We start from the raw sequence: 12208 nt of genomic DNA, 5'->3' as shown, positions 1-12208 counted from the left end.
CAAATGAAAGCACTTTCATTGTAACAAAAACGTATGTAAAAAGCATTATTATATAAGCTAATCCACCTCCAGCTCAATGAAGAGGTGGATTAGTTAGTTCAATAATTATTTTTTTTGATTGTTGAAATGGTGTATTCCTTTATTATTGTTAAGCTGATCTTCAATTACACCACTTTGATAGCTTTCAAATAATTGATTTTGAACGGCTGCCACACCTTTTTCATCTTCAAACAAGTTCTGTGGATTATTGTCTTTTTTCTTTTTGGCCAAGAATATCACCTCCATTTTTTTATTATGTCCATAAACATGTAACAAATAGATACTTTATATTTCCAATAAGTGATTGTCGTGTTTAAATGCAGGGTATATAATTATAATGAAAGGGGAGTTGTAAAATGGAATACAAACATATTGTAGTTGCAGTAGATGGTTCGGAAGCATCTGAAAAGGCTTTCAAGAAATCTTTAGACATCGCTAAACGCAATGATGCCCGGCTTATTCTTGCACATGTTGTTGACTCACGCACTTTTGCAACAGCAGAAGCATATGACCGCACACTTGCCGAACGTGCTGAGGAATATGCGAAAGAACTGCTCGACAGTTATGTAGAGAATGCAAAAACAGTAGGTGTAACAGATTTAGTAAGATGCGTAGAATATGGGTCCCCAAAAGTAAAAATCGCAAAAGACATTGCCAAGGATTTTAAGGCAGATTTAATTATTTGTGGAGCAACAGGAATGAACGCAGTAGAAAGATTTTTAATTGGAAGTGTATCAGAGAGCATTACCAGATATGCCAAGTGTGATGTGCTTGTCGTACGTTAAAAATTAAAAATAGCGCTTCTGAACTAGAAGCGCTATTTTTGTTCCATCCCGATATCCTTTTTTATTTCATTCACAACATGAGATAATTCAGGCAGAATTAATTTTTCCATCGCCAGCGTTACTGCCCCTGAAGAACCTGGAGTTGAAAAAATTGCGGTATGGTTCCGGACACCTGCGATTGCTCTCGACAGGATTGCTGCAGACCCGATATCCTCTTCATAGCTTAGCATTCTGAAGATTTCTCCAAACCCCGGCATCTCCTTATCCAGCATTTCCTTTATCGTTTCTATGGTTACATCACGAAAAGCAATTCCAGTGCCTCCATTTGTTAAAATAACATCTATATCCGGATTTTCGCAGCCGGCATCAACCATAGATTTAATGGATGATGGATCATCTTTAATGATTTCCCTGAATTTCACCTGATGTCCGGCTTCCTGAAGATATCCAGCCATCCTGTCTCCACTTTTATCCGTTTTTTCTGTTCTGGTATCACTGATTGTTATAATCATACAATTTAGCGACTGCTCCTTTTTCTTATGTTCCTTAACAGACAAATTCTTCACCTCCAGTAGCTATATACCATTTTAAAGTTACGTAAAATTTATAAAACTGTTTTAAAGCAACTAAATTGTTCAAGACTATGAGCAGTTTCTATAGAATGCGACGCAACTACTGTTTGCTATAAGTATCTGCTTCAATCGCCGTTCGGGATCGCTCCGGGCGGATGCTTTCCGCGGGCACGGCCTCAGCCTCCTCGAGAAAACCACTCTGCTCAGGTCTTCGGACACGTGCTTTTCCCGCAGGACAAGGAAGGCTACGTCAGCATGACATCGCACGAAGAAAAAGTGCTTTTCTTTTTCGAGGAGTCACCGCCCTTCGCTCACCCGAACTGGTGAGGTGATTCTATGCTTGTTTTGATTACTATCGGCAGTAACCTGAATACTAGCGGAGGAAATACACTGAGACTCCTGCGGGAAAGCGAAGACGATGAGACCCCACAGGGAGCGTTCTTTGCGACCGAGGAGGCTCATCGCGAGCCCGCGGAAAGCGAAGTGTATTTCCGCAGCGAGTTTTAGCACCCAACCAGTATTCACATGGGTAAACACATCACCGAAAAGTATTTTCATTACGTCCCAATTTCCATCAACTGCGATAAAATTTTATTAAGATAACCTCACTGTATCCCTTGCAATCATAACTTCCTCGTTCGTTGGAATAACAATAACCTTCACAGGTGAATGCGGATAGTTAATAAACTGTTCTTTGCCACGAATTTTATTTAAGGCAGGATCCCAGTATACTCCCATAAATTCAAGTCCTTCCAGAACTTTCTCTCTGATAACATCACTATTTTCACCAACACCCGCAGTGAATATAATGGCATCAACTCCATGCATTCTCGCAGCATATGAACCAATATATTTATGAATCCGATCTGCAAATACTTGTAATGCAAGCTCAGCTCGTTCATTTTCCCCTGCCTGCTGTTCAATGTCACGCAGATCACTGGAAAATCCTGATAATGCAAGCATACCACTTTTTTTATTTAAAACATTAATAACCTCTTCTGCTGTTTTTCCGGTTTTTTCCATAATATATGGAATTAACGCAGGATCAATATTTCCGGAGCGTGTTCCCATTGTTACACCTGCGAGCGGTGTGAAGCCCATGGATGTGTCGATTGATTTTCCATTCTGGATTGCAGCAATGCTTGCTCCGTTTCCTAAATGACAGGAAAGCAATCGAAGCTGTTCCAGTGGTACGCCAATTAATTCAGCAGCGCGCTCAGATACATATTTATGCGAGGTTCCGTGAAAACCGTATTTTCGGATGCCATATTCTTTATAATATTCATATGGCAGACTGTAAAGATAAGAGGATTCCGGCATTGTCTGGTGGAACGCAGTATCAAAAACTGCCACCATTGGAACATTCGGCAAAATTTCCTGAAATGCATGAATCCCTGTCAAGTTGGCAGGGTTATGCAATGGAGCTAGCTCCGACACTTTCTCAATTGTTTGAATTACTTCGTCTGTCAGCTTTACGGAATCACTGAAATGTTCTCCTCCATGTACCACACGATGTCCTACTGCATCGATTTCATCAAATGACTTGATGATGCCTGATGAAATCAAACCATTCAGCAGCTTTTTAACAGCTACTTCATGATCAGGAATATCTTCTATTTGTTTTTCCTTTTGATCATTCACTTCAAGTGTGAACACTGAATCATTCAGTCCAATTCGTTCAATAAGGCCTTTTGCCAATACATTTTCATCTGGCATTTGAATGAATTGGAATTTCAATGATGAACTGCCGGCATTTATAGCTAATACATTATTCATTGATATGCAACTCCTTACTTTTTCAGGTTAATTACTATTGTACGTAGAAAACCACTGATTCATTTGATTTAAAATATCTTCCATTGCTTTTGTGTTCTTAAATGATGGTATTTTCACAAGTAATGGCTGTTTTGGTGCACTGGTATCTTTCCCTTTTTTCTGTAAAACTAGAATGCTTTTTATATTTTTCTTGGATTTAAATGCACTTTCCGGCAGACGAAGCACCCCGACTATATGGGCATTTTCCTGCAGGTAACTGTGAAGCTTGTCCGACTGGTCACTATCAAATAAAAAATCCGGAATTACCAATATGATATAACCGCTTTCCTTTGTGTAATTCAGACTTTGCTCAATAAATAAATGATGTGCATAGGAATGTCCCTCATCTGCTTTCAATTCGAAATCTGCTGCACGTATATCATCTGGATAGTAGCCAACAGGCAGATCAGCTGCAACCAGATCTACCGGATCCAGTAAAAATGGCCTTAGGCTATCCTGATGAAAAAACTCAATTTGTTTCTTTTGCAGGTTTGCATTCAATACTCCAAGTTTTATTAAAGTAGGATCAACTTCAGCCGCAAAAGACTCTGTATCCTGCTCTAATTGGTTAAGAACAGTTGTTATTAAATTACCTGTTCCCGAAACAGGGTCAAATATTCGTATTTTCTCTTTATTTTTCATTACTTTTTCTGCAAGATATCCAACAAGTAAAGCTACCGTCTCTGGTGTCATTAAATGCTGCTGCTGGGTGGAATCTTTCATTCCTTTTAAAATTGCCAGCTGAACACCGCGCTGGATGTCATTTATCTGATATGCATCAAAATTGATTTCAGCTAAAGATTGCTGCAGCTTATGTGATAAAATATCATCCATTTCCTCTGTAGGACCTTGATAAAAGAGTGTTTCCATGGCTTTTGCCAGGCTATCTAAATATGGTTCATTTATATGCTGCTGTATGATTTGGGTAGTATGATCCAACCATTCAAATAACGTTTCTACATTTGTTTTCTTCATTCATATTCCTCCATTCCTAAGAAGCGTCTTAATTGTACCAGAAGCAGCGGGTTTATGTACAAAGGAAAGCCATGAGGGAGGTTTTTGGACAGTAAAAATCTCCCTCAGCTAATGAGAGAGATTTTATGCTTAACTTATTCAACTTTTCCGGCAGCTTCTAAAGCCTTTTCATAGTCCGGATGGTTCGTTACTTCACTAACATATTCTACGTAAGTAATTTTGTCATTTGAGTCGACTACGAAAATAGATCTGGATAACAAACGCAGTTCTTTAATCAATACACCATACTTTTCACCAAAATCTGCATCACGGTGATCAGATAATGTATCCAATTTTTTAATTCCGTTAGCTGCACACCAGCGTGTCTGAGCAAATGGCAGGTCCATGCTGATTGTTAATACATGCACATTGCCAAGCTTGTCTGCTTCTTCATTAAATCGTTTTGTCTGTTCTGAGCAAACACCTGTATCAATGGATGGGACTACACTGATTAATTTTACTTTGCCTTTATAATCATCAAGTGAAACTTCTTTTAAATCATTTGATAATACAGTAAAATTTGGTGCATCGTCACCCGCTTTTAACTCTGTTCCCAGCAATGTAACTGGATCTTGATGGAATGTAACATTAGCCATATCAATCATTCCTCCTCACGTATTCTCATATTTATTATGAATATACTGGAATAAATTGTCCAATAATACACGTCAGCAAAAAAGCACAAAATTGTGTCATGGCTGAATTTCTATTGAACTAGATATCATACTGGGACTGCGTCTTTTCCTTTTTCTTTTGCTTTTCCTCTTGTTTTGGCTTTTTATTTTGTGATGATTCCTTTAGAATTTCCTGAACCTTTTCAACAACCTGCGGGGCAAAATCAAGCATCTTTTCATAAATATGTGTGTGCTGATCCAAATGAACCATTTTAATTCCCTGTTCACTTACAATGAGAAATGCAACAGGCGTTATGGAAACTCCACCACCGCTCCCGCCGCCAAACGGCAATGTGGATTCAGAATCTCCCTGGCTGCTGCCAGAATTAAATTCACTTCCTCCTGCTGCAAAACCGAATCCCAGTTTTGATACCGGGATAATCACACTGCCATCAGGTGATTCCACCGGGTCACCAATGATAGTATTTACCTCAATCATGCCCTTTAAATTTTCCATAGCAGTTGTCATTAAACCTTGAATTGGATGCTCTTCCATCATAATCCTCCTTAAATATAAGCTTTTTCTTTTAAATTATTCTTCCGCATCACCTTGAATAGCGCGTATATAGTTTGCCCCAAACGGAATGAGACAATACAGTCAATTTTTGTTTGGAAAAACAGAAGCTGAAAATGGGGCTGTACAGTAAGTCCCGGTTTGCATTTCATCATCATTTTTTCTGCAAGAACCCCTGTAATAATCCCTTTTATCATCCAAACTCCCCCACTTGCAATACCGGTACTTGCTGCGTCCCCTGTACCACCATTTGTGTGCCAATTCAACTGTTGGATTTGAAGATATCCAAGTACTTGGTTTGCTGCATCATTTAAGCTTTTCAACTGCTGAAAAATAGATTTTAGCTTCTCTTGGAATGATCCGAAGTCTGGCTGTTGTTTATTATTTAGTGAATCGTTAAGTTCCTCAGATAAGTTAATTTGTTTTCGAAATACTTTCAGTTTATAGATGGCAATAGTTACGCTAAGTATATGTTTTTCCCGGGTATAGCTGTAATTGAACGTGACATAAATTCGGGAATAAAGTGCTGCTGCAATTAAAATTACAAAACACAGAAAGATTAAGATCCAAATCATTAAAACAGCTCCTTTTCTCTATTCTGCTGCAACTTTATAAATTTTAGACAGGCTATTTCAGATTATTAGTTAATTATGTGTGGAAATGATAAACTATAGGTGATTTTATTTTTTGAGTGGAGGTAAAAAACATGCCAGATCGCAAAAATATACATTTTTATTATCATGAAAATAAAGAAGTGGAAAAAAAATTAGAGCCTTTGTTTAATTTAGCTAGAAGCAACGACCTCAATATCGTAAAAGACCATAAAGATGCAAGTATTATAGTGAGTGTGGGAGGGGATGGTGCATTTCTTCAGGCAGTAAGAAAGACAGGTTTTCGTCAGGACTGCCTTTACACTGGTATCACCTACTCTGATGAATCCGGGTTATATTGTGATTTTAATATGGATAATTTTGATGAAATGCTTCATTCTGTCATGCACGAAGAAATAGAAGTCAGAAAATATCCGGTTATTGAGGCACAGGTAAATGGAGAGTCGTCCTTTCACTGTTTAAATGAGGTAAGCATTCGCTCAACAATTATAAAATCGATTGCAATCGAAGTGATCATTGATGACATGCATTTTGAAACTTTCCGTGGAGACGGTTTGATAGTGGCAACCCCTACAGGAAGCACGGGCTACAATAAATCAACGAACGGGGCAGTTATCGATCCGAAAATCCCTTGCTTTCAGGTCTCTGAACTTGCTTCAATAAATAATAACCGTTACCGGACATTAGGCTCCTCTTTTGTTTTGAATCAGGACAGAAAATTAACGTTAGAGGTAATCCAGGATGGAAATGATTATCCGATCATTGGGTTGGATAATGAAGCCTACAATATTAAAAACATAAAAGATGTTACCATCACGCTTAGTGATAAGGTTATTAAAACAGTAAAACTGAAAAATAATTCTTACTGGGACAGAGTTAAACGGACATTTTTATAGAATCTTTCAATAAGTATTAATTGTTGGTATAAGGCCTGCAGCTTCAATACACTTAAACGGTTTTACCTGTGAGATATTGAATAAGAAAATATAGAACATATCGCTGGATTATCACAGGACTATTCACATGATAAATCTCAGTTAAAAAGGCTTAGAGACAAAATTTTGTCTCTAAACCTTTTTTTAAAAAATTGTTTGTTCAACACCAATTATTAAATATCATTGTAACATCATGTTTGCTACCAGTAGGAGCTGCCGCATTGACAACTGCTTATTTCACAATTGCACCAGTTCGTAATGGAAGATATCATTAAGGTTTCTATTGTTTTTTATTCAATCCTTTTCCCTTCAAAAATTGATCGACATCATCAGCTTTTTCACCAGCCATTAAATGATAGGTAAGTTTACTTTTATTAATATAAATAAAAAAATGATCCCCATCTCTATTATAAAAGTCAAATTCAATCCATATATTTGTCATATTTCTTTGCCTTTTTGTGTCATTAGGAAGATATGTTATATGAATCTCATCATCATCCAGAATGGCTTTATGCTCTCCTAAAACCCCCGTATCCTTTGAGATCAATGTTTTATTGATATTCTTTATAGTATCTTTTTTATGTTCTCTTTGAGCAGGAATAGGACAAGAAATTAATAGAATAAGAACCAAGACTAGGTAAGAAAATATTCCTTCTTCAAATATTTTATGGAGAGGATAGAACCTTTAACAATAAAAATAATGATTACAATTTCAAATAAAACTAATACCTCAACCATAAAAAAGCCTCCTAAAGATTGGTAACAATTATTGGATAGCCCCGATCTGATATGCTGAATGATCCATGGAACTCTTATTGAATAAGATAACCATTTTCTTGGGGATCATAAATCCTTGAACTTTTCCGGATTTTCAACTCTTGTTGAGATGACTTCTCCACAATTCAAGCAAAAGGTATAAATTTTACCTGTTCCAACTGACATTTTTTTACCTAATGGTCTTATGTTCATAAAGTCAGTCCCTTCTGCAAATTTATTTCCATTACATTTTGGACATTCATTTTTGCTGGACAATTCCATCACTCCTTAAAGTTTGCTTCCAAGTTTATCTCAAAACAACAATTAAAGTAAAGAACACAATTCCTATTACAGATTTTAGCCCTGCCTTATTCCGTAAGATTCTAGACTTTATACCTTGTGTAACTAATACTGTCTTTAAGAAATGTGATCACTTTGTATAAATAATGCACCAGTTTGATTGAACATTTCATTTTTTAGACGAAATAATAAATTAACAGACTGAAAAATATTATTGTCCATAATAATACCAAAAACAAGTAAATTTTTTTATCTTTTGACGTATCCTTCAGACCTGGTTTTTCATCAAATATCTTTTTGAATTCCCCGTATAAAATGATGATATAAATCGTAGGCAAAAATGCTAGTAATAGTATCAGATTAGTTTGTTCTGTTTCTGTAAGGTATTCAAAAGATAATGAGGCAGCAGAGATAATTATTCCGTACATAACAAATGTAAAAATGTAGAGCATTAACCTGATTATAAATTTACTGCTATGAATCAATTTCAAAAGGGTCTCCTCTCTCTTTGATGAGTCTTTATTACTCTTTAGCCCGTTATTAATAAATTCAACAAAAAAAGGTACTTCTCCTTCTTTAAGAAAAAGTACCATCTAATGTTCATTTTAGCATTCGTGTATAGACTGGCAGGAAAATTCCAAAAGTGCCGTTAAAAACTGATTTACTTTACTCCTTTTTTTTAGGTATGAAATTCTGGACAAACCTATATTTTTCCTGGTCATGCCGAGCGTATAGATAGCCGAACACACTGAAGACAATAGCACCAAGCAGGTTGACAAATAAATCCTTCATAGTATCAATAATTCCAATATCAAGATATCCGCCGTCAATAACGGTTTCCATAATATTTCCCGAATCGTCTTCACTTTCAATAACGGTGCGTTGAATATTCTCAACATGAGAAACGACATTGTTTTCTGCATCAATACTTACACTGTTAATTTGCTGAACAACCCGGTCTTTCTGCATATCAAGATTCATCCAGCGGTCTGCGGAGTATTCCATAAATTCCCACATAACGCCAACGGTCATAGAAAAACAGAAAGTAACTATCGCAAGAAACAATGGACTCAAATTTATACCCTCAGCATTCTTATTTAACAGATAGACAAGTGAAAAACCGACACCCGCCGCCAGAAAGCCATTGAGCGTATGAAGTGCTGTATCCCACATCTTGAAATAACCGTAAAAATCGCCCAGTTCCCCCAAAATTGTGGAACTAAAAATAAATAATATGATAATCAGTTCCAGCAAGTTCGGAATTTCAATTTTGAACAATCGTTCCACAAGTTGAGGGATAGTAAATAAAGCGAGCGTCAGTGCAAGAATAAAGGCGTCCCCCCATACTTGCATAAATATTATCTGATTGATAAGGTTAACAACAGCAATTGCACGAAATAAAACATACACTGCAATAACTTTCTTGTTTGCTGTTGTCGTGCTGCTGGTAAAGAATTTTTTTACGATATCCATGAGCAACATCCTCCAATTATTTAAGATACCAACTCTTATTAATAATATATTTTACTTATAATTCCCGCTCATAAGCATCTCTAATCCAATTTTAAAAAAAGGTGATTACTGTTGTGAATGTTATTAAATTTACATACACTGCAATAAAATTTTCAGTCCCCTTGTACATTTGTATGTGAATAATAATTAAAAAAATTAACACGCTAATTTCAATGTGAAATAACGTGTTAATTGATATGTTATTTTATGTTTATTCCCCGAAGAAAACTGTTAACTTAGCGGTGGGATGGATTTTTCTCATATACAATGTTTCCATTAACAACCGTAAATGTAACCTCAATTTCATTTATTTTATCCGGTTCCGTCTTAAAAATATCTTCTTCCAAAATGGTGAAATCAGCCTTAAAACCTTGTGCAATTACACCTCGTTGATCTTCCTGGTTAATCGCATATGCACTTCCGGCGGTATATAGCCGAACTGCTTCGTAAATAGATAACTTTTCACCAGAGTTGTACACCTTCTTATCGGCCGTGGATTTTCTCTCAACCGCAGCTTGAATGCCAACCAGGGGATTTACATCCTCTATTGGTCCGTCTGACCCGCCTGCACAGTGAATGTTATGATCAAGCATTGTTTTCCAGGCATACGCTAATGGTAATCTTTCCTCACCAAGACGGTCTATAGCCCAAGGGAAATCAGAGGTCATAAACGATGGCTGAATGTCCACAGTGACTGGCAGCGTCTCTAGCATTTTCAGTAAATGGCGATTTAATATCGGTGCATGGATAATACGGTCCCTGGCTCCATTTGTGAGTGAATATTTTTTTATTATTTTCGTTATCTCATCAACAGCCCTGTCTCCAATGGCATGTACGGCAATAGGCAGCCCATGTTTTCTGGCATTTTTTACAATTTTCTCCATTGAGTCCGTACTGTGAATGGCCACCCCTTTATTACCTGCATCATCAGCATAATCTTTGCTTAACCAGGCAGTCCTTCCGCCAAGTGCTCCATCTGAAAAGATTTTTACAGCTCCTAGCTCAACAAATTCTGTGCCATCTAAATAACCTAAATTTTCATTTATCATGTCTTCCATAACCTCATGGTGAACGAGTAAATGTGCTTTAAATCGTTTATTTTCACTGTTTATTGCATTTTTGAATGCTCCATAAGTTTTATGGAAGCCGCCAAAATAATTCAAGTCCTCACTATGACCGCCTACTAACCCTTTTGAAAGTAAATCATCAACAGCAATTTTTATCACCTGCTCCAGGTAGTTTTGCGAAACATCAGGCATCGCTCCTTTTATTAGCTCCTGAGCGGTATCAAGGAAATATCCGGTTGAATCTCCCTTTTCATCACGTACAATAATTCCACCCTGGGGATCTGCCGTATTTTCATTAATATTTGCAAGCTCCACAGCCTTTGAATTTGCCAGGAGAGCATGTCTGCAAATCCTTGTCAGCATCATCGGGTTATCCGGGCATATTTCATCCAGTTCAGATTTATGTATAATGGAAGGATCTCCCCACAAATTTTCATTCCACCCTTCCCCAATCAGCCATTCACCATCCCCTAAATTGGCCGTTCTGCTCTGCAGTGCTTCTTTAACCTCTTCAGCTGAAGTCATTTGTGACAAATCAAGACGCAACAGGTTTTCTCCATGATAAATAATATGAAGATGACTATCTACAAAGCCCGGCAGCATCGTTTTCCCCTGTAAATTTACTTCCTTTTGAATTTGATTATAGTATGTATGATAGAGCAATTCATACGTGCCGGCTGCAATAATTGTATCATTCTCTGTGTAAACAGCTTCTACCGCATCCCCTTCATTTTCAAGTGTATAGATAGTACCGCCAAACCAAAGAATCCCCATAAAATCCCCTCCTGTTGCTAAGTTGTTAGATAAAACTCCTTTTGTAAAATTCCTTTTTATTCTCTTTATAATTTGCAGTTGATTTTTCTTCTTGTTTTGGCCTGTGGAACGTTTCTATGTGACCTTTTCAACACTTTTCTTCTTGTTTTGGCCTGTAGAACGTTTCTATGTGACCTTTCTCAGCACTTTTCTTCTTGTTTTGGCCTGTAGAACGTTTCTATGTGACCTTTCTCAGCACTTTTCTTCTTGTTTTGGCCTGTAGAACGTTTCTATGTGACCTTTCTCAGCACTTTTCTTCTTGTTTGGCCTGTAGAACGTTTCTATGTGACCTTTCTCAGCACTTTTCTTCTTGTTGTGGCCTGTAGAACGTTTCTAATGGACTTTCCAAACTATTTTACGTCGCAGTCTATAGATATTATGTCAAAAAAATATTTAAGATAAAAACTATATATAAAGAACTTTACCCCTATCAATCACGATTTTCAAGAAATTTAGAAAGGGCTACTCCAATTAAGGAATAGCCCTAAGCCATTGTTAGTATTTAATTATTGTGGGTATCCGCCAAATTGTTGTTCAGCTGCTGATACGAGACGTTTTGTGATCTCTCCACCAACTGAACCGTTAGCACGGGAAGTTGTATCTGCCCCAAGTTGAACGCCGAATTCTTGAGCAATTTCATACTTCATTTGATCAAGAGCTTGCTGAGCACCAGGAACTACTAATTGGTTTGAATTATTATTTGCCATGATAGTTCACCTCCTTGGTACACTTATAATGTGTAAAACCCAGGTAAAACATTCATGATAATAATTGGTACTTGTTGTTAGTTTTGTATTATTT

15 protein-coding genes are annotated in these 12208 nt (G+C 37.0%); 2 read left to right on the top strand and 13 right to left on the bottom strand.

The features are described 5' to 3' along the window. Nucleotides 1–105: 105 nt before the first annotated feature. Nucleotides 106–270: a hypothetical protein gene (locus CIL03_RS00820; protein WP_240508009.1), complete on the bottom strand. Its 165-nt coding sequence runs from the start codon at nt 268–270 to the stop codon at nt 106–108. A 125-nt stretch (nt 271–395) separates the two neighbouring features. Here CIL03_RS00820 and CIL03_RS00815 point away from each other — a divergent pair, with 125 nt between their 5' ends. Then, nucleotides 396–824, top strand: coding sequence for a universal stress protein (locus tag CIL03_RS00815; RefSeq protein WP_094883316.1), 429 nt, complete (start codon nt 396–398; stop codon nt 822–824). Nucleotides 825–856: 32 nt separating this feature from the next. On the opposite strand, the gene CIL03_RS00810 is transcribed toward CIL03_RS00815, so the two are convergent. From CIL03_RS00810 to CIL03_RS00785, 6 genes are all read right to left on the bottom strand, one after another. Beyond that, nucleotides 857–1381 carry a MogA/MoaB family molybdenum cofactor biosynthesis protein gene (locus CIL03_RS00810; RefSeq protein WP_094883315.1) on the bottom strand — a complete coding sequence of 175 codons (525 nt, stop codon included), beginning with the start codon at nt 1379–1381 and terminating at the stop codon, nt 857–859. A 609-nt stretch (nt 1382–1990) separates the two neighbouring features. Then, nucleotides 1991–3172, bottom strand: coding sequence for an acetate kinase (locus tag CIL03_RS00805; RefSeq protein ID WP_094883314.1), 1182 nt, complete (start codon nt 3170–3172; stop codon nt 1991–1993). 27 nt (nt 3173–3199) lie between these two features. Beyond that, nucleotides 3200–4186, bottom strand: coding sequence for a class I SAM-dependent methyltransferase (locus tag CIL03_RS00800; RefSeq protein ID WP_094883313.1), 987 nt, complete (start codon nt 4184–4186; stop codon nt 3200–3202). A 134-nt stretch (nt 4187–4320) separates the two neighbouring features. After that, on the bottom strand, nt 4321–4821 hold the full coding sequence (gene tpx / locus CIL03_RS00795) for a thiol peroxidase (RefSeq protein ID WP_094883312.1): 501 nt from the start codon (nt 4819–4821) through the stop codon (nt 4321–4323). Nucleotides 4822–4939: 118 nt separating this feature from the next. Further along, complete coding sequence (gene ytfJ / locus CIL03_RS00790; RefSeq protein ID WP_094883311.1) at nt 4940–5395, bottom strand: GerW family sporulation protein; 456 nt, start codon at nt 5393–5395, stop codon at nt 4940–4942. Nucleotides 5396–5406: 11 nt separating this feature from the next. After that, nucleotides 5407–5988, bottom strand: a complete 582-nt coding sequence (locus tag CIL03_RS00785) for a DUF2953 domain-containing protein (protein WP_094883310.1) — start codon at nt 5986–5988, stop codon at nt 5407–5409. A gap of 131 nt (nt 5989–6119) precedes the next feature. On the opposite strand from CIL03_RS00785, the gene CIL03_RS00780 reads away from it, so the two are divergent. Next, complete coding sequence (locus CIL03_RS00780; protein ID WP_094883309.1) at nt 6120–6920, top strand: NAD kinase; 801 nt, start codon at nt 6120–6122, stop codon at nt 6918–6920. Nucleotides 6921–7239: 319 nt separating this feature from the next. Here the strand turns inward: CIL03_RS00780 and CIL03_RS19715 are convergent, their stop codons facing one another. From CIL03_RS19715 to CIL03_RS00750, 6 genes are all read right to left on the bottom strand, one after another. After that, a complete protein-coding gene (locus CIL03_RS19715; RefSeq protein WP_165767873.1) occupies nt 7240–7401 on the bottom strand; it encodes a hypothetical protein in 162 nt (53 codons plus the stop codon). Nucleotides 7402–7802: 401 nt separating this feature from the next. Then, nucleotides 7803–7997 carry a hypothetical protein gene (locus tag CIL03_RS00770; protein WP_094883307.1) on the bottom strand — a complete coding sequence of 65 codons (195 nt, stop codon included), beginning with the start codon at nt 7995–7997 and terminating at the stop codon, nt 7803–7805. A 194-nt stretch (nt 7998–8191) separates the two neighbouring features. Beyond that, entirely contained in the window at nt 8192–8506 is a 315-nt protein-coding gene (locus CIL03_RS00765) for a hypothetical protein (protein WP_094883306.1), read from the bottom strand. Nucleotides 8507–8681: 175 nt separating this feature from the next. Beyond that, nucleotides 8682–9488: a DUF2238 domain-containing protein gene (locus CIL03_RS00760; RefSeq protein ID WP_094883305.1), complete on the bottom strand. Its 807-nt coding sequence runs from the start codon at nt 9486–9488 to the stop codon at nt 8682–8684. Nucleotides 9489–9763: 275 nt separating this feature from the next. Beyond that, nucleotides 9764–11368: an amidohydrolase gene (locus tag CIL03_RS00755; protein WP_094883304.1), complete on the bottom strand. Its 1605-nt coding sequence runs from the start codon at nt 11366–11368 to the stop codon at nt 9764–9766. 545 nt (nt 11369–11913) lie between these two features. Continuing rightward, nucleotides 11914–12114 carry an alpha/beta-type small acid-soluble spore protein gene (locus CIL03_RS00750; protein WP_094883303.1) on the bottom strand — a complete coding sequence of 67 codons (201 nt, stop codon included), beginning with the start codon at nt 12112–12114 and terminating at the stop codon, nt 11914–11916. Between the last annotated feature and the right edge of the window lie 94 nt (nt 12115–12208).

Origin of the sequence: Virgibacillus indicus (assembly GCF_002266285.1) — a bacterium.
GTDB lineage: Bacteria > Bacillota > Bacilli > Bacillales > Amphibacillaceae > Virgibacillus_K > Virgibacillus_K indicus.
This window is presented reverse-complemented; position numbering and strand designations above follow the sequence as displayed.